This window comes from Flavobacterium niveum (assembly GCF_055231775.1).
In genome coordinates this window covers 332,294-355,617 of record NZ_JBUYSX010000004.1, presented here as the reverse complement: position 1 = coordinate 355,617, position 23,324 = coordinate 332,294, and the positions used below count along the sequence as shown (strand labels likewise).

Annotated in this window: 22 protein-coding genes, 1 tRNA gene and 1 riboswitch; of the genes, 3 read left to right on the top strand and 20 right to left on the bottom strand. The window is 43.1% G+C overall.

Translation table 11 applies throughout. The annotated features are described in order from the left end of the window. Positions 1 to 30: 30 nt before the first annotated feature. From ACZIX4_RS12325 to ACZIX4_RS12310, 4 genes are read right to left on the bottom strand one after another with little or no spacing between them, the layout of a single operon-like run. The gene (locus ACZIX4_RS12325) at positions 31 to 495 is read right to left on the bottom strand and encodes a thioredoxin family protein (protein ID WP_463335940.1); all 465 of its coding nucleotides are present in this window, start codon (positions 493 to 495) and stop codon (positions 31 to 33) included. A gap of 45 nt (positions 496 to 540) precedes the next feature. Then, positions 541 to 2,307, bottom strand: a complete 1,767-nt coding sequence (locus ACZIX4_RS12320) for a peptide MFS transporter (RefSeq protein ID WP_463335939.1) — start codon at positions 2,305 to 2,307, stop codon at positions 541 to 543. Positions 2,308 to 2,334: 27 nt separating this feature from the next. Further along, positions 2,335 to 3,933: a peptide MFS transporter gene (locus ACZIX4_RS12315; protein WP_463335938.1), complete on the bottom strand. Its 1,599-nt coding sequence runs from the start codon at positions 3,931 to 3,933 to the stop codon at positions 2,335 to 2,337. After that, positions 3,933 to 6,107 (bottom strand): S9 family peptidase, encoded by a 2,175-nt coding sequence (locus ACZIX4_RS12310; protein ID WP_463335937.1) that lies wholly within the window; start codon positions 6,105 to 6,107, stop codon positions 3,933 to 3,935. The genes ACZIX4_RS12315 and ACZIX4_RS12310 overlap by 1 nt, the downstream gene beginning before the upstream one ends. Positions 6,108 to 6,268: 161 nt before the next feature. Between ACZIX4_RS12310 and ACZIX4_RS12305 the strand changes: the two genes are divergently transcribed. Both ACZIX4_RS12305 and ACZIX4_RS12300 read left to right on the top strand, forming a co-directional pair. After that, a complete protein-coding gene (locus ACZIX4_RS12305) occupies positions 6,269 to 7,621 on the top strand; it encodes a hydroxymethylglutaryl-CoA reductase, degradative (RefSeq protein ID WP_463335936.1) in 1,353 nt (450 codons plus the stop codon). Continuing rightward, positions 7,599 to 8,504 (top strand): GYDIA family GHMP kinase, encoded by a 906-nt coding sequence (locus tag ACZIX4_RS12300; RefSeq protein WP_463335935.1) that lies wholly within the window; start codon positions 7,599 to 7,601, stop codon positions 8,502 to 8,504. The genes ACZIX4_RS12305 and ACZIX4_RS12300 overlap by 23 nt, the downstream gene beginning before the upstream one ends. Before the next feature lie 34 nt (positions 8,505 to 8,538). Here ACZIX4_RS12300 and ACZIX4_RS12295 read toward each other — a convergent pair whose 3' ends face one another. The 14 genes from ACZIX4_RS12295 to ACZIX4_RS12230 all read right to left on the bottom strand — a co-directional run bounded on the left by ACZIX4_RS12295 (position 8,539) and on the right by ACZIX4_RS12230 (position 19,529). Beyond that, positions 8,539 to 8,943, bottom strand: a complete 405-nt coding sequence (locus tag ACZIX4_RS12295) for a lysozyme inhibitor LprI family protein (protein ID WP_463335934.1) — start codon at positions 8,941 to 8,943, stop codon at positions 8,539 to 8,541. A gap of 1 nt (position 8,944) precedes the next feature. After that, positions 8,945 to 9,658, bottom strand: coding sequence for a hypothetical protein (locus ACZIX4_RS12290; RefSeq protein WP_463335933.1), 714 nt, complete (start codon positions 9,656 to 9,658; stop codon positions 8,945 to 8,947). A 73-nt stretch (positions 9,659 to 9,731) separates the two neighbouring features. After that, complete coding sequence (gene tenA / locus ACZIX4_RS12285; RefSeq protein ID WP_463335932.1) at positions 9,732 to 10,379, bottom strand: thiaminase II; 648 nt, start codon at positions 10,377 to 10,379, stop codon at positions 9,732 to 9,734. Further along, positions 10,366 to 11,205 (bottom strand): bifunctional hydroxymethylpyrimidine kinase/phosphomethylpyrimidine kinase, encoded by an 840-nt coding sequence (gene thiD, locus ACZIX4_RS12280; RefSeq protein WP_463335931.1) that lies wholly within the window; start codon positions 11,203 to 11,205, stop codon positions 10,366 to 10,368. Before thiD ends, tenA begins: the two co-directional genes overlap by 14 nt. Then, positions 11,198 to 11,830, bottom strand: coding sequence for a thiamine phosphate synthase (thiE, locus tag ACZIX4_RS12275; protein ID WP_463336082.1), 633 nt, complete (start codon positions 11,828 to 11,830; stop codon positions 11,198 to 11,200). The genes thiD and thiE overlap by 8 nt, the downstream gene beginning before the upstream one ends. Further along, positions 11,811 to 12,626 carry a hydroxyethylthiazole kinase gene (thiM, locus tag ACZIX4_RS12270; protein ID WP_463335930.1) on the bottom strand — a complete coding sequence of 272 codons (816 nt, stop codon included), beginning with the start codon at positions 12,624 to 12,626 and terminating at the stop codon, positions 11,811 to 11,813. The genes thiE and thiM overlap by 20 nt, the downstream gene beginning before the upstream one ends. A gap of 61 nt (positions 12,627 to 12,687) precedes the next feature. Further along, positions 12,688 to 12,780, bottom strand: a riboswitch (TPP riboswitch). Positions 12,781 to 12,891: 111 nt separating this feature from the next. Then, positions 12,892 to 13,692, bottom strand: coding sequence for a TIGR00266 family protein (locus ACZIX4_RS12265; RefSeq protein ID WP_463335929.1), 801 nt, complete (start codon positions 13,690 to 13,692; stop codon positions 12,892 to 12,894). Between the two features lie 71 nt (positions 13,693 to 13,763). Continuing rightward, the gene (locus tag ACZIX4_RS12260; protein WP_463335928.1) at positions 13,764 to 14,477 is read right to left on the bottom strand and encodes a lycopene cyclase domain-containing protein; all 714 of its coding nucleotides are present in this window, start codon (positions 14,475 to 14,477) and stop codon (positions 13,764 to 13,766) included. Between the two features lie 121 nt (positions 14,478 to 14,598). Then, a complete protein-coding gene (locus ACZIX4_RS12255) occupies positions 14,599 to 14,976 on the bottom strand; it encodes a YchJ family protein (RefSeq protein ID WP_463335927.1) in 378 nt (125 codons plus the stop codon). Between the two features lie 705 nt (positions 14,977 to 15,681). Beyond that, the gene (locus tag ACZIX4_RS12250; protein WP_463335926.1) at positions 15,682 to 16,359 is read right to left on the bottom strand and encodes a response regulator transcription factor; all 678 of its coding nucleotides are present in this window, start codon (positions 16,357 to 16,359) and stop codon (positions 15,682 to 15,684) included. A gap of 291 nt (positions 16,360 to 16,650) precedes the next feature. Continuing rightward, positions 16,651 to 17,403 (bottom strand): sensor histidine kinase, encoded by a 753-nt coding sequence (locus tag ACZIX4_RS12245; RefSeq protein ID WP_463335925.1) that lies wholly within the window; start codon positions 17,401 to 17,403, stop codon positions 16,651 to 16,653. Positions 17,404 to 17,505: 102 nt separating this feature from the next. Beyond that, a complete protein-coding gene (locus ACZIX4_RS12240) occupies positions 17,506 to 18,183 on the bottom strand; it encodes a hypothetical protein (RefSeq protein ID WP_463335924.1) in 678 nt (225 codons plus the stop codon). A 44-nt stretch (positions 18,184 to 18,227) separates the two neighbouring features. Then, positions 18,228 to 18,905 carry a hypothetical protein gene (locus tag ACZIX4_RS12235; RefSeq protein WP_463335923.1) on the bottom strand — a complete coding sequence of 226 codons (678 nt, stop codon included), beginning with the start codon at positions 18,903 to 18,905 and terminating at the stop codon, positions 18,228 to 18,230. A gap of 3 nt (positions 18,906 to 18,908) precedes the next feature. Further along, positions 18,909 to 19,529 (bottom strand): hypothetical protein, encoded by a 621-nt coding sequence (locus ACZIX4_RS12230; protein WP_463335922.1) that lies wholly within the window; start codon positions 19,527 to 19,529, stop codon positions 18,909 to 18,911. Between the two features lie 298 nt (positions 19,530 to 19,827). Here ACZIX4_RS12230 and ACZIX4_RS12225 point away from each other — a divergent pair. Beyond that, positions 19,828 to 19,900 (top strand) — tRNA-Met (locus ACZIX4_RS12225). Positions 19,901 to 19,969: 69 nt separating this feature from the next. On the opposite strand, the gene ACZIX4_RS12220 is transcribed toward ACZIX4_RS12225, so the two are convergent. Together ACZIX4_RS12220 and ACZIX4_RS12215 are read right to left on the bottom strand one after the other, a co-directional pair. Then, positions 19,970 to 20,473, bottom strand: coding sequence for a hypothetical protein (locus ACZIX4_RS12220; protein ID WP_463335921.1), 504 nt, complete (start codon positions 20,471 to 20,473; stop codon positions 19,970 to 19,972). 442 nt (positions 20,474 to 20,915) lie between these two features. Then, positions 20,916 to 23,324, bottom strand: a complete 2,409-nt coding sequence (locus tag ACZIX4_RS12215; protein ID WP_463335920.1) for a GumC family protein — start codon at positions 23,322 to 23,324, stop codon at positions 20,916 to 20,918.

Below are 23,324 nucleotides of genomic sequence, written 5' to 3'. Positions count from 1 at the left end.
CGAATAACCACATAACCGAATAACCCCAAATTAACTCTTCCTGATAATCTTATTAGCGCCATCAAGCCAGGTGGCAGGGCCTCCGGCTACATAACCGGTACTGCCCAGTGCACTGAAGCTAATTTTACCCTCTGCGGTCTTGGTGCCCGTAGCAAACCACACTGTAGGATACCCCCTTACCTGGAAGAACTGCTGCAATTGTGCGTTCTGGGTTTTAAGGGCATCGCTTTGCGGCGTGCGGCGCGGAAAATCAAGTTCCACAAGGATTACATTATCTTTTGCCCATTTGGCAAATTCAGGCGTTTTAAGCACTTCTTTTTGCAGTTTCATGCACCACCCGCACCAGTCGCTCCCCGTAAAGAACAACAGCATGGGCTTTTTGGTTTTTTCAGACAGCGCGGTAGCCTTAGCCACATCGGTATGCCACTCCAGTTCCTGTGCCTGCATGCTTAGCGAAGCCAGGGCTATAAAAAGGATAAATACTACTTTCTTCATATATTTTATATTTAATGGGATAAAACCAAAAATAGTGCCGAAATTTTAGTGTACACCGTGCATCAGTCTTTTCAGCAGTGGTGTAAGCGCCATAATTATAAGCCCTAAAGCTACCGGAATTATTGTAAATATAAGGAAGAAAGTTGTCATTGAATATTCTGCTGTAATTTCATCAATCATTCCTCCCATTTTACCTGCTATTTTATTTCCTATAGCTATAGCAAGATACCATATACCAAACATAATGGCAATCATCCTGCCAGGAACTAATTTACTAACGTAAGAAAGTCCCACCGGAGAAATGCAAAGCTCTCCCATAGTGTGGAAGAAATATGCCAGCACAAGCCACACCATGCTTACCGCAGCTGTTTTTGCGCCTGGCTCTATATCGCTGGAACCGTAAGCAAGTACCGCAAAACCGATACCAAGCAAAATCATACCAAAGCCATTTTTAAAAGTAGCAAAAGGATTGTACTTACTTTCCCATACTTTTGAAACCAATGGTGCAAACGTGATTATAAACAGTGAGTTTAATACGCCGAACCATGTAGCCGGAACTTCAGATTTTTCCTGGTAGTACTGCTCTTTTAGCATGTAAATAACAATACCCCATATAATCACGAAGCTCAGTGATAATATAATATTACCTAATGCAAACCTTTTAAACGTTTGCAAGAACAGCTTAGCAAGCACGTAAGTGATAAGGCCAAGCGGTATAATTGTTATAAGCGTATTAACAATATTAAATATCAATTTAGAATTTCCTTCGAGTACACGGGCAGTATAGTCACTTGCAAAAATGGTCATAGACCCACCTGCCTGTTCAAATGAAGCCCAGAAGAACATTGTTATAACAGCCAATATGATAATAGCAATCATCCTGTCCCTTAAAACCGGGGTATATTGTGCTATCCTTTTAATCAGGACAAACAAGAAAAGGCTAAGCGCTACGATGATAATGAAATTAGAACCGCTTAATTTACCCACAGTAAAAGGGAAAGCATCAAACTTTCCTGCGGATATTACCGAGAGGGGATCATTAATAATCCAGGTAAGCCCAAGCACTGATGTAATACCAATTAGCACAAGGTCTAACTTAGAGAATGGGTTTTGCTTCGCCACAGCAGGGTCTTCATCTATATCTACTTTATCAACAACCGGCTTAAGGCCAATCTCACCAAAAATATTTTGTGTAAAATAAAACTGAAGCATACCGAAGAACATAAAAATACCGGCAAGGCCAAAGCCATAGCTCCAGCCCCATTCAGGGCTTTCACCTATGTAACCGCACAGTAGCATCCCCAGGAAAGCACCGGCATTTACACCCATGTAAAATATGGTATAGGCACCATCTTTTTTCTCAGGGTGATTTTTATACATATGTGCTACTATCGATGTCATGTTTGGCTTAAAGAAACCATTACCTATAACAAGGAGTACAAGACCCAGGTACATAAAAAAGTGGTCTACCTCTATAGCCATACTAAGGTGTCCTAAAGTCATAAGTACTGCACCTACAACTACAGCCCAGCGGTATCCTATAATCCTGTCTGCTATATAACCGCCTAAAATTGGGGTAAGGTATGCAAGGGCAGTATACGAACCGTAAATAGCCATAGCGTGTTCCCTTGGCCATCCCCATCCTGGATTATCTCCGAAGATAGAAGCTGTAAGGAAAAGTACTAACAAGGCACGCATACCGTAATATGAGAAACGCTCCCACATTTCGGTAAAAAACAGCACAAAAAGACCGGCCGGGTGCCCCAGCACGTTTGATTTAAAAAAGTCGTTTGTTGTCGTTGTTGATGACATATATAGTTATTAGTTGTTTTTACAAAATTATTTCACTTCCTGCATCAGCTTGCGTACCAGTGGCGATATCACTATAAGCACCACACCGGCAATCACGGCATATATGGCAAGCTGGTAGTAACCGTCGGTATACGTAATGAGCTTTTGCTCCAGCGAATCATTTTCACCACCTTCAGACAGGCCAGCCCCAAGGATACCCGCTGCATACTGACCGTAAGCACTTGCCAGGAACCACATGCCCATCATTACACCCTGAAGCTTTTGCGGCGACAGTTTGGTCATGATAGAAAGCCCGATAGGCGACAGGCAAAGTTCGCCAAATGTAATTATAAAATAGGCAACCACAAAAACATCAAGGCTGGCTACACCCGGAAGCGCCTGGAAAAAACGTGTAGTATAGAAAGTGTAGAATCCCCCTGCAAGGAACAGGAAGCCCAAGCCAAACTTGATTACAGTATTCGGCTCAAGCTTTTTAAGCGCCATCCATATAAGACCTACAATAGGCGCAAAGATGATAACAAATACAGAGTTGGCGGCATTGTTAACGCCGTTAGGGTCGAGTGTAAGTACGTCAGCTACCTTATTGGTAAGGTTCTTAGCCGCAAAAATACTCAGTGAGCCACCGCTTTGTTCAAAGAATGCCCAAAATATAATAGAGAAGATAATGAAAACCAAAGCGGCAATCAGCTTCTTACTTTCTTCCCAGGTATGGCGGGTCATTTCATAAACTAAATATAGCAAGGTAAGCGGACCTATGGTATACATGAAATAATCGGTATACTCGGTTTTGGCCACCATAACCATGATTACAGGTATCAGTGCCAGTGTAAGGAGGTATACTCCATACTCACGCCACTTTTTACCTGAGGCGGTTTCTACGGTTACCTTAGCCGGTTCAGGTGTTACGGTACCTACAGCATCGGCCGTGGTTACGGTATTTTTCTGCCCGATTGGAGGTAAACCAATCGGCCCTAAACTCTTCTGGGTAAAGATAAACGTAACAAGGCTTATGGTCATTACAATACCGGCAAGGCCAAAGGCTACATTCCATGTTTTATCGGCAGGGATAAAACTTGTAAATAATTGTCCTTTACCTATGGCAATACAAGCATATCCACCTAAAAGTGCACCTATGTTGATTCCTGAATAAAAAAGAGAGAAACCGGCATCGCGCCTGTTGTCCCCATTTTTGTACAGCGAGCCTACCATTGTGGAGATATTCGGTTTAAAGAAACCGGTACCTATAACCGTGAAGCTTATACCCAGGAAGAAGTTACTTTCAGGAAATGGGTTAAACGCCAGTATGGCACTGCCCACAATCATAAGCAAACCACCCCAAAACAGCGACTTACGGAATCCTAATATTTTATCGGCAAACAAACCACCTATAAATGTAAAGGCATACACAAAAGCCTGTGTAGCCCCATATTGCAGGTTGGCTTGTGTTTCGCTCATGTGGCCTCCGTTTTCCAGGATAAGGTGGGTAATCATGAAATAGGTGAGTACACCCCTCATGCCGTAGAAGCAAAAACGCTCCCACATTTCTGAGAAGAAAAGCCCCCACAACTGCTTCGGGTACTTGCCTTTAAAATCCTGAATTTGTGCTAAGGTTAATTGTTCGCTCATTATAGGTTCTCTTTAATGAAATTGGTCATTTTTGTGTAAAGCTGCAGCCTTGTTTTACCACCATAAATACCGTGGTTTTTGTCAGGGTAAATGGCCCAGTCAAACTGCTTGTTTGCCTGCACCAGTGCCTCTATCATCTGCATGCTGTTTTGCACGTGTACGTTGTCGTCGGCTGTACCGTGTACCAAAAGGAACTTGCCCTTAAGGTTTTTTACAAAGTTTATAGGCGAGTTCAGGTCGTAGCCGCCTGCATTTTCCTGAGGGGTTTGCATATAGCGCTCCGTGTAAATGCTGTCGTAAAAACGCCAGTTGGTTACCGGGGCTACGGCAATAGCCATTTTAAACACATCGGCACCTTTAAGGATACAGTTACTGCTCATAAAACCACCGTAGCTCCAGCCCCATATACCTATACGGGCAGGATCTACATAAGCATATTTGCCAATCACTTTAGCAGCATCTATCTGGTCTTCTACTTCATATTTACCAAGTTCTTTGTAGGTCACTTTTTTAAAATCGGCACCTTTAAAACCGGTACCGCGACCGTCTACACAGGCTACGATATAGCCCTGCTGCGCCAGCATATAATACCAGTAATCGTTAGTAGTATTCCACTGGTTAGCCACCTGCTGGCTGCCGGGGCCACTGTATTGGTACATCAGCACCGGGTATTTTTTATTTGGGTCGAAATCAGATGGCTTTATAAACCATGCGTTCAGCACATGGCCTTTCTCTGTAGTAATGGTTGTGAATTCTTTTGCCGGAAGGCCGTATTTGGCAAGTTTGTCTTTAAGGGCATTGTTGTTTACAATTTCCTTAACCCGTTTGCCGTCTTTACTGCTGTTTAGCGTGTAGGTAGTAGGTTGGGCTGAGTTTGAATATGTATTGATGAAATACGTATAATCAGGGCTAAAAGTAGCATCGTTAGTACCGGTTTGGGCAGTAAGCTTTACTTTGCTTTTACCATCAATACCTATACGGTATACATCGCGGTTAATGCTGCCGTTTTCTGTAGACTGGAAGAAAACAGCTTTGGTTTTCTTGTCGTAACCGTAATATGCGGTTACTTCCCATTTGCCTTTGGTCACCTGGTTTACCAGCTTACCGGCTTTGCTATAGTGGTAAATGTGGTTATAACCGTCTTTTTCGCTGGTCCAGATAAAGCTGTTATCACCCAGGAAGGTCAGGTTATCAGTAACATCCACATACGCCTTATCGGTTTCATTCAGTACCACTTTAGCACTACCGCTGTTAGCATCCACAAAAATAAGGTCAAGGTTGTTCTGGTGGCGATTGATTACCTGTACGCTCAGTGTTTGGGCATCATTGGTCCATTTTATACGTGGGATATAGAAATCTGAATAGTTACCCAGCTTTATCTCTTTATCGGTATTGGTCTTTACATCATAAATGTGCAGTGACACCAAGCTGTTCTTTTCGCCCGCCTTAGGGTATTTAAATACCTGCTGCGTAGGGTACAGGCTCTTGCCGTATACGTCCATGCTGAATTCAGGCACTTCGGTTTCATCAAAACGGATGTAGGCTATTTTGTCGCCTGTGGCACTCCATTCGTAGGCTTTCACAAAAGAAAATTCCTCTTCATATACCCAGTCGCAGATACCATTTATTATTGCATTCTTTTTGCCGTCTTTGGTTACCGGCCTTACTATGCCTTCGGCAGTATCGCTAATGTAAATGTTGTTATCGAAGACATAAGCCACTTTTTTTCCGTCAGGCGAAAAAGATGGCTCCTGCACCTTGTTATCGGTAAGCGGGGTAAGTTTTTTGGTAGCCGTATCGTATATGAAGAAATCAGCCGTAAACGAGTGCCTGTAAATGGGGTCGCTGTTGGTAGCTATCAGTATTTTTTTCTCGTCTTTACTAAAGGTGTAGCTGTCTATGCCTTGTTTTAGCTCACTGAAGTTTTTAGACTCAATCAGCGTACCCACCTTGTTCAGCGTGGCAAAGTCGTACAGGTCTACGGTAGCAGTGCCTGCATTCCAGTCGGCATTCAGCACAGTGTACTGGTTGGTATTTTTCATGGCACTCAGTTCGTCCATGCCCTGGGTGCGGAAAGCCCCGCTCCATATTTCTTCAAGGGTGATTTTTTGCTGTGCCAAAGCGGGCATTGCAGCAAGTAAAAAGAATAAAATTGACTTTTTGGCGTATTTCATTTCGCGTATGATAAAAAACTTCCAATTTTAGTAAAATTTTATGACTTAAAGGCTCTTTTTTTTGTTAAATGAAATTACGGTTATCGTAACGTTGGTTTTTTGTTTCAATACGTTGCCCAATACCCTATCTTTGTGCCGCAATGTAACATAAGTAACCAAGAATGAGCAAGGCGATTAGCGGTTTTAGCAAACTGGGGAAAGAACAAAAAACAGAATGGCTGGCACACACCTACTTCCAGAATCCGGAGGAGGCCATAGCCCTTTTAAAACAATACCAAAACGAAGATGAAACCCTGCAAAAACTGCACGACGAGTTCATAGAAAATACGGTTACCAACTTTTACCTGCCGCTGGGCATAGCGCCAAACTTCACCATAAATGGTAAGGACTACACCATACCCATGGCTATTGAGGAAAGCTCGGTAGTGGCGGCGGCCAGCAAGGCAGCGAAATTCTGGGCAAAACGCGGCGGTTTTAAAGCGACTATACTCAATACTGAAAAGATTGGCCAGGTGCACTTTAAATACGAAGGCGATACCCAAAAGCTTGTTGCTTTCTTTGAAAGTATAAAGCCTAAGTTTTTTACCGATACCGAAGACCTAACCAAAAACATGCAGAAACGCGGCGGCGGTATCCTTGATATTGAGCTGCGTGATAAAACGGCCCTGATTGAGGGCTATTACCAGCTGCATGCTACCTTTGAAACGGTAGACAGCATGGGTGCCAACTTCATCAACTCTTGCCTGGAGCAGTTCAGCAAAACGCTAAGGCAGGAAGCGCTTACGTATGATGCCTTCAACGAAGCCGAAAAGCATATACAGGTTGTTATGAGCATACTGAGCAACTATGTACCAAATTGCGTAGTGCGTGCCGAAGTGAGCTGCCCTATTGAAGACCTTAACGAAGATAAGAATATAAAGCCGGAAGAATTTGCACAAAAATTCGTAACGGCAATAAACATAGCCGAAGTGGAGCCGTTCCGTGCGGTAACCCATAATAAAGGCATTATGAACGGTATTGATGCTGTGGTGGTTGCCACAGGTAACGACTTCCGTGCCGTGGAAGCGGGGGTACACGCCTATGCTGCCAAAGACGGACAATACACCAGCCTGAGCCATGCCAAAGTAGAAAACGGTATTTTCACCTTCTGGCTTGATGTGCCACTGGCGCTGGGTACCGTGGGCGGACTTACCACGCTGCACCCGTTGGTGAAATTCTGCCTGCAAATGCTGGGCAACCCATCGGCACAGGAGCTGATGCAGATTGTAGCTGTGGCCGGGCTTGCGCAAAACTTTGGTGCAGTGCGTTCACTTACCACAACCGGAATCCAGCAGGGACACATGAAAATGCACCTGATGAACATACTGAACCAGCTGGGCGCTAACGACAACGAGAAGAAAGCTACGGTAAAGCATTTCGAGAAGAATACGGTGTCTCATTCGGCTGTGGCAGAATACCTGGAAGAATTACGTAAAACCGACCCAAGTAAAATTGAAGAAGACTTTATACGCTAACGGAAAGCTGTTTATAATGGGTGAATATACCGTGCTGGATGGCTCGGATGCATTTGCCCTGCCTACACGCTTCGGGCAGTCGCTTGAGCTTGAAAGCAACAGTACAAACAGCATCAACTGGAAAAGCTACGATGCCGACGGTTCGCTGTGGCTGGAGGTTGCTGTTCCCCTTGATGATGTCCGGAGTCGCCGGGAATCGAACCCGGATCCTGGCATGGACATGCTTATAAAAGTACTGCATGCAGCCCACACGGCAAACCCGGAAATACTGGTTTCAGGATTTGATGTAGTTACCAAACTGACGTTCCCGCGCAACTGGGGGTTGGGCACTTCTTCTACATTAATAAGCCTTGTAGCCGACTGGTTTGATATTGACCCGTATACGCTTTTGGCACAAACCTTTGGTGGCAGCGGCTATGATATTGCCTGCGCACAACAGCAGGAGCCGCTTATCTTTAACATGAATGGCGGCAATCCTACAGTACGTACTGTAAGTTTTAATCCTGATTTTGCAGATAAGCTGTACTTTGTCTACCTGAACCAAAAGCAAAACAGCCGTGAAGCCATTGCCGCCTACCGCGAAAAGCAGTTTGATAAACCTGCTCTGGTTGCCCAAATAAACAAACTGATTGAAGAAGTAAGTACCGCTGCTGATTTGAGTTCGTTTTCGTCGGCACTAGAAAAGCAGGAAGCACTTCTGGGCGGTGTATTGGGCGTAGCCCCGGTACAGGAACGCCTGTTCCCGGATTTTAAAGGGGTGGTAAAGAGCCTCGGTGCCTGGGGTGGTGATTTTGTTTTGGCCACATCCGAAGAAGACCCTACGGAATATTTTACTGCAAAAGGATATACTACCATAGTGCCTTATAAAGAAATGATATACTAAAAACAAAAGCTCCTTTTCAGGAGCTTTTGTTATATTACATAGTTTCTATTTCGTAATATTCTATCAGTGCCAAAGCCCTGTCCCGTACAAACGAAACACGGTTGTTACCGTTTATAACCGGCCACATGGTACCGTCCTTACTGTTATACAGCGTATTAGAAAAGTTAATCTCGGCATCCCGGAATTGTAGCCACTTTCGCTGGGCTTCCTTAAGCTTTTCTTTTGCTTCAGGAGCTAAAATCCCCATCAGTAATTTATAGTACTTATTCATTTCCTTGTCCCAGGCTTCATACTTTTTGCGGTTGCATTCCAGCATTTCGTATGTATTGCCTGCTTCGCAACTTTCAAATTCAGTATCAATTTTGTGCTTCCCGTTATCCTCGCGCTGTGCAAAAACAGGCAGGCTTAACAAAAACAGTACTACCAGTGACAGCTTCATGCTATTCTGTCTTTTTAGGAGCATCGGTTTGTGGCACAGCCGGCAGCGTATTTTCCTTTTTCAGGGGTACACCTGCCTGTACCGGTTTTTTGCGTTCCGGTTTTTTAGGAGCCTCTTCTACTTCTCCTTCTTTCTTAATCCTGTAAAAACCACCCACCGGGTGCTTACCCGTACAGGTACAGTTACCAAAAACATCACTCTTCTCGAATATCAGGTTGTCTTTATGGTCGTTGTACCATTTGGTAAGTGCTTCTTTCAGTGCCTTGCGCTTTTTACTATCCTTAAGGCCTTTGGTATAAAACTTCCAGCTATCTGAATAATCAGACACTTTTTTGCCTGCCAACTCATCTACCGGCATATCGTGGATTATTTCCCTAAGCGCCATAAGGGCTACATCGCCCATAACGTAGTGGCCTTTACCGTCGGGCAGTTTTGCCTGTGTCGCCTCAGTATTGTCTATAGCAGCCAGCAGGTACGGCACAGCTTTTAGGCGGTGGTCGTTTATTACCTTCCAGAACAGGTGGTCGCCACAACCTGAGTTGTATTTAAACTTTGCCTTTTCATCGGCCACAATTGCAGTATCAGATTTGCACACCGGTACATCCAGCACGTACAGCAGGTTATTTACCGCCGCAGCCGCTTTATCGTCCTGGGCAGGCTGTGCGCTTGCAAGGAATGGTAATGCCAATAATACAGAAGCAATAAACTTTTTCATAATTTGTAATTTGTTTTGCCCAAATATACAAAACCGAAATAAGGTTTACCAAGCCCTAAACAGAAATTAAGAATTACCACGCTTCAAGCCTGTAGGCACTGTCCCAAAACATATATTCTAAACGGCTGGCATACACAAAAGCTTCAGTCATCTGTTCACGTTGCAATGGCGTAGCTTTAGAAGCCGCAATATCAGTAAGCATTATGGCCTTTTCCACTAACAACCCAAAATCCTCCCCTGCGTAAGTAGCTATCCATGTTTTATACGGGTTACTGTCGGTTTGGGCAATGTTCACAATATAATCCCCTACCGCTTTATAAATCCAAAAACAGGGCAACACCGCCGCCAGCCCCACACAGGCATCGGCACCGTAGGCCACGCTTTGCAGGTAACTGATATAATGGTGGCACGCAGGCGAAACAGGCACACGCCCGGCTACACCAAACTCCTTAAAGTACGAATCGTGCAGGGCGCGCTCTACCACAACGGCCCCTTCTGCAAAACGGATGTATTGCAGCATGGCATCCACATCATCGAGCTTTGCCCCGGTTACGGCAAGCGCTTTGGCAAAATGCTCCAGGTAGTGTGCATCCTGTTGCAGGTAGTATTTAAATTTCTCTACATCAAGTGTCCCTTCAGCCAGTTCGGTAATAAAAGGCATCGCAGTTATTTTATGGTAAACGGGCAGTGCAGCCTGCCAGGCGGTTTCACTCCATTTCATTCTTTATGAGTTTTTCAGGGTTAAAAAAATGGTTCAGCGGCCCGTGGCCTGCACCGGTAAGCACATCGGCACCAGATACTATGGCATTATGTACGTAGTCTTGTGCCTGCCCTACCGCATGTGGCAATACATATCCACGTGCCAAAAAAGCCGCTATGGCACTACTCAGCGTACAGCCCGAACCGTGCATGTTCTGCGTATCTATTTTTTCTGAGGTATAGGCTATAGGTTCACCGCTCCCCACATACAAGAGTGAGGTCAGTTGCGCAGTGGTGAGGTGTCCACCCTTTAACAGCAATGACCTGCAACCCAAGCCTAATATCCTCGCGCCTGCGGTATGCATTTCGTCTACCGATGAAATAGGCATACCGGCAAGCAGCGCAGCTTCGTCAAGATTTGGGGTAATAAGTGTGGCAATGGGAAACAGTTTTTCTACCAAAGCCGCAACGGTTTCTTCCTCAATAAGCCTGTGACCTGAGGAGGCTATCATCACCGGGTCGAATACCACCGGGATTTCTTGATAATCTGCCAGTACGTTAGCTATGGTTTCCACCAAAGCAGGGGTATGCACCATGCCTATCTTTATGGCATCGGGGCGGATATCTGTAAGTACAGCTCCAAGTTGCGCCTTTACAAAATCGAGCAGCACACTGTGGATGCCCGTAACGCCAAGGGTATTTTGTGCCGTAAGCGCCGTAATGACGCTGGTACCAAAACAGCCCAGCGCCGAAAATGTCTTAAGGTCGGCTTGTATGCCTGCCCCACCCCCTGAATCAGATCCGGCTATGGTAAGCACCACTGGGTACTTATATTTTCTTTCAATCATTGTTTTCAATTTGTTTTCGGATTTTCATTGCCGCAAGCTTAGGGTCAGCCGCAGCGCAAATAGCCGATACCACCGCAATGCAATCGGCTCCGGCTTTTATTACCGCATGGGCATTATCGGCATTCATATTGCCAATTGCCACAAGAGGTATATCGGTAAGGCTGCGTATTTTCTCAATACCGCCAAGCCCCCATTCGGTAACGGTATCGGTTTTGGTAGCTGTACTAAAAACCGGGCTTACACCCAGATGGTTTACATATTGCATTTGCCTGCTATCCAACTGCTCTAAATATTCCACTGACCAGCCTAAATGTTGGCACTCCGGCCACAGCCGTATTACTTCTTCAGGAGGGAGGTCGCTGTTACCCACATGCAGTCCGGCGGCACATACTGCCATGGCAACTTCTATATTATCATTGATGATAAGCGGTACGTTATAGGTATCAAGCAGTGCTTTAAGTTGGCGTGCTGTTTCGGTAAATGCTTCAGTGGTTTTATGCTTTTCGCGAAGCTGCACCACATCTACCCCGCCCAACACAGCCTGTTCAGCTACCCAAAGCAGGTTGCGCCCGGCACAGGCTTCTTCGCTTATTACCAGGTACAGTTTAAACGGAAACGGATGCACTGTGCTCAACGTTAACGTGTGCTAAAAATTCTGCTTCGGTAATATTGTAGAGCTTGTCCAGCAGGTTTACTTGCAAGCTTCCCGGCCCGGCCGATTGTTTTTCGGCAAGTTCGCCTGCAACGCCTAAGAATGCCATCGCTGCTACAGTAGCCTGAAGCGGGTTGGCGGCATCATTAGCCACGAAAGCACCAATGAGTGCCGTAGCGCTGCATCCCAAACCGGTAACTTTAGTCATCAGCTCATGGCCGTTTGTAAGGAATACTTTTTCTTCTCCCGAAACCACAACATCAACCGCACCTGAAATACACACCACCGAACCGAAAGTCTGGTTCAGCCACAGAGCCGCCTGTACTGCTTCGGTACTCTGGTGCACGCTGTCCACACCCTTGGTTTTTGTTTGTGATGCTTTTGCCAATGCCATAATCTCAGAGGCATTACCACGGATAACGGTTGGCTTGTAATCCAGCAACTTCGCTACGGTTTCATCGCGGTAGGCCGTAGCCCCCGCCCCTACCGGGTCGAGTACCCAGGGCTTGCCTAAATTATGTGCTTTTGCAGCAGCCTTCAGCATGCTTTCTACCCAGTATTCGCTCAGGGTGCCTATGTTTATTACGGTAGCGCCGCAAATAGCTACCATATCTTCCACTTCGGGGTGGGCATGTGCCATAATGGGTGATGCCCCGGCGGCAAGCAGCGCATTTGCAGTGTTGTTCATCACCACAAAATTGGTAATATTATGTACTAAAGGTGAATTTTTCTTTACAGAAAGGATGGATTGCCACAGTGACTCTTTCATATTTTGATGGTTTTAAACGTTAAAATATGGCTATAGAGCCTCCCGGACAGAAGACAGATGTAGTATATGCTACGCTTTTCCCTACGACGGTATCAGCCGTGTCAGGTTCAAAGGGACTCTCTCAATTCTTTACAGAATACCCCTAAAGCCGGAACGAAGATAGGCAATTTTGTTTCAGGTTTAAAGTTTCAGGTTCAAAAGTTGTGGCAATAAAAAAAGGGCCGAAGCCCTTTCATAGAAAAAAATCAGGAAACTAAAACTATTATTAAAAGCTGTTATCACCATCAAGCAGGTTGCCCAGGCCGCCAAGTATGCTGCCTTCGCCACGCTGCTGGCCACCACCCTGCGGTGCGGCTGCGTATATCCTTCCGGCAAGGCGGCTGAACGGTAGCGATTGTATATACACCACGCCCGGCCCCTGAAGGGTAGCGTAGAATAAACCTTCGCCCCCAAAAAGGGTATTTTTTATACCGCCTATAAATTCTATGTCATAATTTACCGAAGGCGAAAAGCCCACGATACAACCGGTATCTACTTTAAGCACATCGCCTGCTGCAAGCTCTTTGCGCGCCAGTGTACCACCCGCGTGTACAAAGGCCAGCCCATCGCCTTCCAGCTTCTGCATTATAAAGCCTTCACCACCAAAAAGGCCTCGGCCTAATTTGCGTGAAAATTCTATACCTACCGAAACACCTTTTGCCGCACACAGAAATGCATCTTTCTGGCAAATGAATTTACCTCCAAACTGTGTAAGGTCCAATGGCACAATTTTACCCGGATAAGGCGAAGCAAAGCTTACCTTACGTTTGCCGTGCCATTGGTTAAGGAACACGGTCATAAAAAGGCTTTCGCCTGTAAGCAGGCGCTTGCCCGCACTGAACAGCTTGCCCATAAAACCCGAATCCTGGTTGGTACCGTCACCAAAAATGGTTTGCATCTGTATGCCGGTATCCATCATCATAAAGCTTCCTGCTTCGGCCACTACGGCTTCCTGCGGATCAAGCTCTATTTCTACATATTGCATTTCTTCCCCAAAAATCTGGTAATCTATTTCGTGTGAAGTCATTTTTACTGTTTGTTGATTTTAATGATTTGCAGTATTAGACTATCATTCGCATAAAATGTTACACGCTTTTTTCAGGCTTGGGCTGTTTTGGGTACTATAGCCGTTTGTTTCACCCTTACGCTACCCGACGCAAAACTGTGCGCTATACCTGCGAAACACCCCCAGGTAAAATACCAGGTGAGCTCGGTAACCGGAATATGCCCCAGCACGCGTATGCCCAATGGTGTGTGTGCCAGCAGCCAGTAGCGGTCCCAATAGCCGGTATTAAGCAAATCAAATAAAAATGCATACACCGGCAGTATTACCACCAGCATTAGCACCCCCGAGAGTAGTGCCTGTACCAGTAAATCAGGACGCAGGGCCAGCATAAAGGCTGTAAAAAATATAAAACAGGCACAGCTTACTACTATAGAGTTGTAGCCGAGTACTATATTCAGCACCATCATGGCGGCTACACCGCACAAAAACATAACCCCGAAAAGCTTGCGGCGGTTTTTGGCCCGCTTTTCTGCTATGCCGGGAAAAAACACCCTGTACACACTTACTGAAAGCCCGGTAACGGTGAAGCCAAACAAAAAATCTTCAATGGAAATAACGGTATTACCCAGCAGTGACGGAGGGTTCCAGTAGTCTTTAAAATACCAGTACTCGGCTATGAAACCGGCCAACCCGCCCATGACGCTTGTTTTCAGCATCATTTTGCGCAGTGAGGGTTTCAGCAGGTAAATAACAGCCCAGGGCAATAACAACAACGCCCCGATAAGCAGATAAGTAATGGTATCCATAGGCCCGCAGGTTTTGTGTATTGGTTAATTGCTTTCGCCTGCACGTAGACTTGCAAACGATGTAGCCATCACCAAATATAGCAAAAACTTTTAATAACCAATACATTACACAAAACTTAGCTTACGGATATATACCGTCTTTATAATACCATTGCCCGTTTATATTTTCGAAAAACGAACGTTCGTGGTGTACCTGTGGGCGAAGGGAAGCATCAAGATAATAGGCTTTAAACTCCACAATAGTATCTTTTGCAAAAAGCACTTCAAGCTTTACCCAATGGCAACTTTTGGCCCAGGCAAGTATGTCCTTCTTATTATGGTGCCGCCTTTCTGAAGCGGATGTAGTATTGTAAATATAATCGGCGTTGTGCAATGTATAGGCCGAGTAACGGCTCCGCATAAGTGCTTCAGGTGTTTGTGGCAACGCCTTGCCGGTTATATAGGGTTCGCAGCAATCGGCAAAAGCCCCACCCGAACCACAGGGACATATAGTTTCCATATGGGTTTGTTTTTGGTAAAATTACTTTTTAGCTAAAAAAATTGCATGCCCGTGTAACAAAAAAGGATATTCCGCGTCTATTGTTTTGAGTTCAGTCATCAAAATCAATTTACGAAGAAAAAGGTAACGGCCACGGCCGGAATGAAAAAAGAAAAAGTACGAAAAGATTTTACCCTCGCGTCCTGCGGGGGTTTTTCTTTTTAGGGCCTCTCCCCAACCCTCTCCAAGGGAGAGGGAGCAGCTTCACTCAATCGAAGCATCTTATATATAACAGCGATTTCGTTATTACCAAAGTAAATAAAAAGGGAAAGGGCGGACGCTACCATACGTCCACCCCGGATTTTTACAAAATATATAAATTACTACTGTTGGATGCATCTTAAAGCCGGCAGGATTCGACCTGTGAGAATCCTGGCAAAAATTTAGCGAAATTTTTAACGGGCGGAAAATCCTGAATTCTACATCCATGCCGGCTTTGAGGATAAACTGTAATACCGTCTATTTTTAACTCCACTTAAAAACTGAAACCCGGAAAGCTTTTTACTAAAAAGCCATACATTTATTGTTATATCCCGTTACAAAGGTGCATTAAACACACAGCCCTACAGCGGTAGAAATTACCTGATTTTAAAAATGGGGTAAAAATACCTACAACAGAAAAGCCGGGATTAACCGGCTTCACATTTATGAATTATGTTTTAATTACTACCGTATCATCGGCAATTCTTCTACGCTTATAATCTGGTTTTGTATGGCATAGATAACCAGTCCGGCAATGTTCTTGGCTCCGGTTTTGGCAAACAGGTTGTTCTTATGCCCTTCGGCGGTACGCTGGGTTATATAGAGTTCGTCACCTATTTCCTTAGCGGTCTTTTGCATACAGATAAGGCGCAGCACTTCCGTTTCACGTTCCGACAGCAGTTCTTCCTGTTGTAGTGCAGGGCGTGGTGCCTTACCCGATATTTGCCCACGCAGGGCTTCCAGCTGTTCGTCTTTAAAATAGTAGCCTTGTCGGCTTACGGTGCGTATAACGTCCAGCAGCTCGGCAGGCGAAACCCCTTTTGGCAAAAAGGCCGCTGCACCGGTTTTCAGCAAAAAGCCCGTAAACCCTTTCTGGTAATGCGATGATACTATAACCGCCCTCACCGAAGGGTATTCGGCCTTCAGGTATTCGGTTACAGCTATACCGTCCATACCATCCATACGCAGGTCCAGCAATACAATTTTAGGGAGTACGGCTGCATCTTTCAGCGCATTTATAAGTTCTTGCCCGCTCGTTGCGGTAAACAGCACTTCTACATCGGGGCAACCATCAAGGTAGTTGGCCAACAGGCTTACAATAAGTGCGTCGTCGTCGGTAATGGCTACTGGTATTTTCTCCATGGTGGTTATGATGGTATTGTAACAAAGTTAACAATACCGATGATAGCTTCAAAGGGGCTAAGCACCTGCTGCGGACGATTTTTCTTAAATGTCACCATTTTTCCTACGTAAATCCGGGCAAATACGCACATTATTAAACATTTACAAAAAAACAGCCCTGTTGATTTTTTATGATTTTTTTAAGAATTGAAAACTGAAAATATCGCAATAATAGTGGTGAAAATCAACAAATTCGCGAATACAGGCAAATCCAATTCTTAAAAAATTGGCATAAATACCTCAAAAAATGTATTAACCTTTTGCCAATAAAACTGCCCTTGTACCCCTGCCCGGTTTTGACTTTATGCGGCAATGCCCGCCAAGGTACTGTGCCCTCATTTCAAGGCTGCCAAGGCCAAGGCCGTTTTTAAGCAAAGAGACATCAAAGCCTTTACCGTTGTCGGCTACGAGCAAAGCCATACTGGTTTGCGTATGCCTGAATACTACCTTTACATGGGTAGCACCGGCATGTTTTATGGTATTGGTTATAAGTTCCTGTACTATACGGATGATTTGTATTTTGGCCTGTGGCGAAACTTCGGCAGGTGTACGCACATCGTCAATAAAATCTATGTGTAGTTTTTGCCTCCAGGGTTCCAGCAGGCCGTCTAATAGTTCGGCTACAGAGGAAAACTCAATAAGCGGCGGCATCAGGTCGTGCGATATACGGCGGGCTTCGGCTATGCTGTCGCCCAACATCAGTTCTATCTCTTGTGGGGTTTGTGCCAGCTGCGCCTTCATACGTATCACGCTGAGCTTCCCTATAAGCCCGTCGTGCAGGTCAGTGGCTATACGGTTCCGTTCCTTTTCCTGGGCAAGGAGGCCGGTTTCCAGCAGTTTCTTTTGGTGTTCTACTTCCTGGCGGGCCTGGCGCAAATTTGCCTCGGTCATTTTCTTATAACCCGTGTGCATAATCTTTACCACAAAAAGTATTATGGTAAACACCAAAACCATTACAATTGCTATCCAAAGGGCTATTACCTTTGGGTCCTGCCATTTTTCCATGCGTCCGTATGCTTAAAAAAGAAACTTACTGCAAAAATAGTGAATTTAAATTTTTAGAGGATAGCTGTCAGTACCACATCAGTATATCTTTTTAGTTAAATTTTAACTATTAGCATGTACCGGGCTTACGGCGTTGCGCAATATACGCACGGTTAAAAAACCGTAAAACCCCATCACTGAAAGTGTATAGGTCATCCAGAAGATAAACTTAACATTGGTAGGCGCATTAACCATAAAGTTAAACGGCAGGAAGAACACCGTACTGAAAGTGAAGTACATTATTACCGCAATATTGAACCAAAAACCCTCGTAAGTAACGCCCGCCCCTTTGCCCGACATGGTATCATTTAGCACCACAAAGGCCATACCGAGTACTACAAGGTTTTCAGCTACCTTACTGTAAGGCTGGTACACATGTGGATTGGCCGTATGCAATGTGAAATAATAAATAAACTCTATAATTATGAGCAATGACGCTGCAACAAACGGAGGCAGGAAAATGCGCCTAAACTTTTTCTGCAAAAAGAAGCGACGGTAAAAATATGCGAAAAAGCAAAGCTCGGTAAGTGCAAATATTGGCAGTACCATATGGTTATTACCCAGCAGCCTGCCTAACAGGGTTGCAGAGAACTCCATAGCAAGCATAAGCGCCAGGTATATAAGCAGGAACAGATGGTAACGGTCTAACCGCTTAAACAAAAACACCAAAACTGCCACTGCGGCAATAAGTGCGTAGTGGTAAATACTGACCAACGACGTGGCTATTTCAATAATTTCCATAATCTTACAGGTTTTCTACCCCCTGTATTCAAAATCATTATAACTTACGCCTGCTTTGCCAAACGTCTGTTTTTCTTAGCATTTATAATTATTTCGACAATTAAGAAGGCATAAAAGGCATATATTAGAAATACATTACATATCCAAAAATGGTATTTCAACCCAATTTTCTCATTCACCAGAAAATTAAAGGGAAGAAAAAAAATAGTGCTTAATGTAAAATTAATGAGCAGCCCCACATTAAGTGAAAAATTATCCCAACGCGATTCGTTATACGTTGTCATCTTTTCTAAAAGATAGGTGAGCGTAAAAATAATAATTACAAAATTATCTACCGTTTTAGCATACGGTTGATATTCTAACGCCGACTGCTGCTGGTAGATAATTTTGTAAAAAAATTCAAATGCTATATAAATAAGTCCTGCAATTCCAAAAACTGTAACCGTAGTATGCTTTTCTTTAAATAAATGTTTTTTGAAAAGATAAAAAAAGAAACATAATTCGATAAGGCAATATAATGGCATTATCATATGGTTTGAACCAAATGCACGACCTATTAAAATTGAAAGTAAATCAATGACTACCATCAACACCAAATACAATACAATGAACTTCCTTAATCCATCTAAACTTTTAAAAAAGAAAGCAGAGATAAGTATACCGAGTATTAAATAACCAGTTCCAAAATCCGCCAACAAAGCCGTAATAGCATATAAATCCATCAATTACAAAGTCAATAAATAAAAATTTGCAATAGATGCAGATGCCTGCATAGGAGGTATAGCATGCGCAAAATCCTCATATACTTTTACCGACTCAGGCGTCCTAAAGCTAACAATAAGGTCGGCCAGGTAGCCGGTAGTGTTGCCCAGCGTAGCATTAAGCGCCATATTAACCTGGTTAGTACCTGCGTTAAAATCTATCTGGTCTACAGCAAACACCTGGAAAACACCATCGGTAGTCTGTGCCTGCTGCGGCAGCCATGTCCTGTAATTAGCTGCCCATGCATCCATACGCGCTATGGCCACAGCACTTGGAATCTCGTTACCGCCAAGGGCACCGCTAAGTTTACACGGCTGGGTATAACGGTCATAGTCATCGCTATGTGCAGAGGTATCATATTTATCGGGTATTACAAAAAAATAGATTTCGCCGTTGTATATACCCGGGTACATATGCACCTGCACACAATCGGCTACATCTTGTTTTTCGTAATAAAAAGTACTTTTGTTCTGGAAACGTTTTACTACATAAATAATATCATCCACAATTTTTGCCCGCCATAAGTCCATGGCATCTTTAATCATTGTTTTGGTGAACGTAATTGTTACATCGTTTTGTTCCATAATTGGTTATATTTTTGGTTTAAGAAAGTTTTAACATTCGTAAAGTTAAGCGATATTTTTAAAATTACGAAACATTACGGGGCTTTAAATAAACATTTATTGTATTTATAACGTATAAAAAACACAATTTTATAATTATAACGCATAATTACGCAATATTTAAATAATCACATTTCATACTTTAATGACTATCAAAACAATAGGCAATAGCAACACCAACAAAGCCACTTTTTTTAGAAACTTTTCAAAAAAGCGCTTGTATTTTTAAAATATGGTTGTATATTTGCACTCGAAACATCGCGGGATAGAGCAGTAGGCAGCTCGTCGGGCTCATAACCCGAAGGTCACAGGTTCGAGTCCTGTTCCCGCTACTAACACAGACCCATCAGTACAACTGGTGGGTTTTTTGTTTGCCGTAAAATCAGGCAACAGTTTAAAAGCTACTTTCGAATTCTTATTCCTTGTTCTTGTAATTTTAATAATGCTAGGATTTCTGACATATCTTTCCCTTTAGCAGAACAAAAATCTATCAAATCATATTCTATTATACGTTGGATACTTTCTGCTTTATCTGAAATATCTTTAATTTTATGTAACAATTCCTCTTTTATGTTTCCTGCATTAAAATCTTTTTCGTTTCCACAGATAACTTTGTGAACTAACCAATTCCTTTGCTTCAAAAAAGCACTTAATTCATCTTGCAATAACGAACTATATAGTTTCTCGTTAATTCCAATTTTAATAGCTTGACCTAAAGTATAACTCTGGTTTTGTTTTAAAAGTCCATCCACTCGTTCTTTTGTTTCTGTGGGATTCATTTTAAGAGTAATTGAATGACTCAACGCTTGTTCAACCACTTGGGTTTTCAATAGAGCTTCTCCAAGAAAACAATACAAATTAATTTCATTATTGTTAGCTTGTATTTTTACAACATTTTTTTCCATAACTGGCATTTTGTTTTGATTAGTATCAGTAATTATCTATTTTATTAATCAAAGATACTTCTTTAGTGCGCAGTGTTTTTGCGCACTAAAAAATATTAATTCCTCATCAATTAACTTAACCGATTGCACGTATTTGTAATCCTTGCCTGCAAAATATATTTTAACAGATTAAGAAAAGAAAATCCAGCTCTACTATTCCTTCGCTAACGAATACAAGCTTTTAAAATCATCTTCAAAAGAATTTCCAACATATATTAAAATGCTAGTGCAATAATCATATAATAATCCTTAATAAGCGGGTTCAATAATTGAGTGCTTCCCGCTACTAAGCAAGCCGTTCAATATTGAACGGCTTTTTTTATGACCTAAAGTCATTACACTTTATACAAACACAACAAAGGCAGCCAAATGGCTGCCTTTGTTGTTTATATAAGTGTGTTTCTTACTTACCAAAAAGCTTGTCTTTCCACGTTTTCGGTTTGGCAACTTCCGGGCCGTAGCCATAGCCGTAACCATAGCCGTAGCCGTAACCATAGCCGTAACCATAACCATAGCCGTAACCATAGCCGGCTTTACCTCCGGTATCATTAAGCAGTATAGACATGTTAGGCAGCTTCTTCTCCCTGTACAGGGTTTCTGCAATGCTGAGCATCCTTTTATCAAGGTAATTAGCCCTTACAACGTATACAAAACTATCGGCGTATTTAGCCAGGATAAGCGTATCTGTAACAAGGCTCACCGGTGCAGTATCTACCACTATATAGTCGTACTCCTGCTTAAGCCTCGCAAACATCTCTTCTACCTTTTTACCCATAAGCAACTCGGCAGGGTTTGGTGGTATTATACCCGGAGGCATAACGTAGAAACTGTCAAAGCCTTCCTGCTTAATTATATACTCGTTAATATCAGCAGATTTAGATGAAAGGTAGTTTGTAAGGCCCTTGCTTGGTACATCTATATACTCATCAAGCTTAGGGTTACGTATGTCCATAGCTATAAGCAGTGTTTTTTTGCCGGTTAGTGCTATGGTAGCCGCAAGGTTTACCGATATAAATGTTTTACCCTCTTTTGGTATAGTAGATGTTACAAGTACGGTTTTAGCCCTGTCTTCAACCTGGCTTACCATAAATTCAATATTCGTACGTATAATCCTTAATGACTCTGCAGTGCTGGACCTACTGTGGTGGCTTACCAGTTCTTTGTTAAACTCAGTCTTAGGCACATCGCCTACAAACGGCACCTGCGTTTTCTTAATATCATTTACAGACCTTACCTTAGTATCAAGGAAACCTATAAGGTATATTACAACCAAAGGGATAGCGAACCCTATTGCAAAAGATATAAAATATATCAACGACTTCTTTGGAGAAACCGGTATAGGGCTTGCATAACCACCGTCTATAGTCTTAGAATTAGGTGCTGTAACTGCAAGGGAAATAGCATTCTCTTCTCTTTTTTGCAACAGATACAGGTACAATTGTTCTTTCACTTTTTGTTGCCTGTCTTTCTCCCTGAATTCTTTTTCCTGCCTTGGCACCTCGCCTATACGCCCCATGTAAATACCACGCTGGCGGTCAAGATCCTTTTGGGCAATTTCTACGGAGTTCTTCAGTCCTTTAAGGCTTTCGCTGATACTCATTTTTAACCCCTCTAACTGATCGGCATAAGCAACCGCCGTAGGGTTTTCAGCAGAGTTACCATCAGCAATCAGCTTATTACGGCGTAGCACCAGCAGGTTATATTGCTGTATAAGTTCAGATGCATCACCTTCAGGCACAAGGTTTGTCGGTATCACCTGGTCTACTGCCGAATTTTTATCCATGTAAGTAATCATGGATTTTATTACTTTAAGCTTGGTATCGTTAGTTACTGAACTTATCTGGTAGTTAGTCGCCGAACTGTAAAACTGAGCAATATCAGAACTAAAATCAGTAAGCATATTAACCTGCTTAAAAGACCTTACATCAGTTTCCACACTATCAAGCTCTACCATGATAGACTTTATCCTGTCGTTGATAAAGTCATCGGTCTTCTGGGCTACTTCATTTTTATCTGCTACAGCATCTTTGTTGTACTGCTCTATTAGCGTATTTAAGAAATCTACCCCCATTTGCTTTACAGGCAGGCTCATAGACAGCCTTAAAACACTACTCACCTTTTGGTTAACAGGCTCTACACCTAATGCCCCTCTAAACCTTCCGATAGCATTATCTAAAGTAGTAACCCTTACGGTAGTAAGACTACCCAAAGCAGAATGCTTCCTGTCGGCACCACCCGTTATTACCATAGTACCAAAAGTAGTTGGTATTTCCTGCCCCATTTTGTAAACCCCACGCAGTTTTTCTTCGCTATCGCGAAGCTCTACATCGGTCATTGAAATCCTTTTAAAGGAAAAAATAGTATCTCTGCTATAGAAATCTTTGGGTTTGTTATAAAAAGTCACCTTAGGCGACTCGTTATCATACACTTCCAAATCCCTTAATTTTCCCTCAACCCTGTAGGTAATATTAAGGTTTAGTGCTTTTATAGTATTACCTATAAGCGTCCTTGCTTTTAGTATTTCAATTTCATTATCAACATTACTTTTAGTACTGCTAAGTAAACCTAAATCGTTAAAAGCAGAAAGTTCTGAAGAAATGTCTCCCTTTTTATCATCTTTAATAAGTATTGTAGCAGATACACTATATATAGGCGTTGAATACCTTAAATACAAAAATGCACACAAAACTGCTATGCTTATGCTTATTATAAACCAACGCCAGTAATACATATACTGTTCCAGTGTTGCCCTAAAACTTATTTTACCGCCATCCTCGTTATTTACAGGCGCATATGTAGTATTTTCTTCCAT

Coding starts and splice junctions, on each gene's coding strand:
- tenA (WP_463335932.1), bottom strand. CDS start 10,379: ATGAAATGGAGTGAAACCGCCTGGCAGGCTGCACTGCCCGTTTACCAT.
- ACZIX4_RS12310 (WP_463335937.1), bottom strand. CDS start 6,107: ATGAAATACGCCAAAAAGTCAATTTTATTCTTTTTACTTGCTGCAATG.
- ACZIX4_RS12240 (WP_463335924.1), bottom strand. CDS start 18,183: ATGGAAATTATTGAAATAGCCACGTCGTTGGTCAGTATTTACCACTAC.
- ACZIX4_RS12255 (WP_463335927.1), bottom strand. CDS start 14,976: ATGGAAACTATATGTCCCTGTGGTTCGGGTGGGGCTTTTGCCGATTGC.
- ACZIX4_RS12245 (WP_463335925.1), bottom strand. CDS start 17,403: ATGGAAAAATGGCAGGACCCAAAGGTAATAGCCCTTTGGATAGCAATT.
- ACZIX4_RS12265 (WP_463335929.1), bottom strand. CDS start 13,692: ATGACTTCACACGAAATAGATTACCAGATTTTTGGGGAAGAAATGCAA.
- ACZIX4_RS12260 (WP_463335928.1), bottom strand. CDS start 14,477: ATGGATACCATTACTTATCTGCTTATCGGGGCGTTGTTGTTATTGCCC.
- ACZIX4_RS12290 (WP_463335933.1), bottom strand. CDS start 9,658: ATGAAAAAGTTTATTGCTTCTGTATTATTGGCATTACCATTCCTTGCA.
- ACZIX4_RS12325 (WP_463335940.1), bottom strand. CDS start 495: ATGAAGAAAGTAGTATTTATCCTTTTTATAGCCCTGGCTTCGCTAAGC.
- ACZIX4_RS12305 (WP_463335936.1), top strand. CDS start 6,269: ATGAGCAAGGCGATTAGCGGTTTTAGCAAACTGGGGAAAGAACAAAAA.
- thiD (WP_463335931.1), bottom strand. CDS start 11,205: ATGATTGAAAGAAAATATAAGTACCCAGTGGTGCTTACCATAGCCGGA.
- ACZIX4_RS12215 (WP_463335920.1), bottom strand. CDS start 23,324: ATGGAAGAAAATACTACATATGCGCCTGTAAATAACGAGGATGGCGGT.
- ACZIX4_RS12315 (WP_463335938.1), bottom strand. CDS start 3,933: ATGAGCGAACAATTAACCTTAGCACAAATTCAGGATTTTAAAGGCAAG.
- ACZIX4_RS12220 (WP_463335921.1), bottom strand. CDS start 20,473: ATGGAAAAAAATGTTGTAAAAATACAAGCTAACAATAATGAAATTAAT.
- thiM (WP_463335930.1), bottom strand. CDS start 12,626: ATGAAAGAGTCACTGTGGCAATCCATCCTTTCTGTAAAGAAAAATTCA.
- ACZIX4_RS12250 (WP_463335926.1), bottom strand. CDS start 16,359: ATGGAGAAAATACCAGTAGCCATTACCGACGACGACGCACTTATTGTA.
- ACZIX4_RS12230 (WP_463335922.1), bottom strand. CDS start 19,529: ATGGAACAAAACGATGTAACAATTACGTTCACCAAAACAATGATTAAA.
- ACZIX4_RS12320 (WP_463335939.1), bottom strand. CDS start 2,307: ATGTCATCAACAACGACAACAAACGACTTTTTTAAATCAAACGTGCTG.
- ACZIX4_RS12235 (WP_463335923.1), bottom strand. CDS start 18,905: ATGGATTTATATGCTATTACGGCTTTGTTGGCGGATTTTGGAACTGGT.
- ACZIX4_RS12295 (WP_463335934.1), bottom strand. CDS start 8,943: ATGAAGCTGTCACTGGTAGTACTGTTTTTGTTAAGCCTGCCTGTTTTT.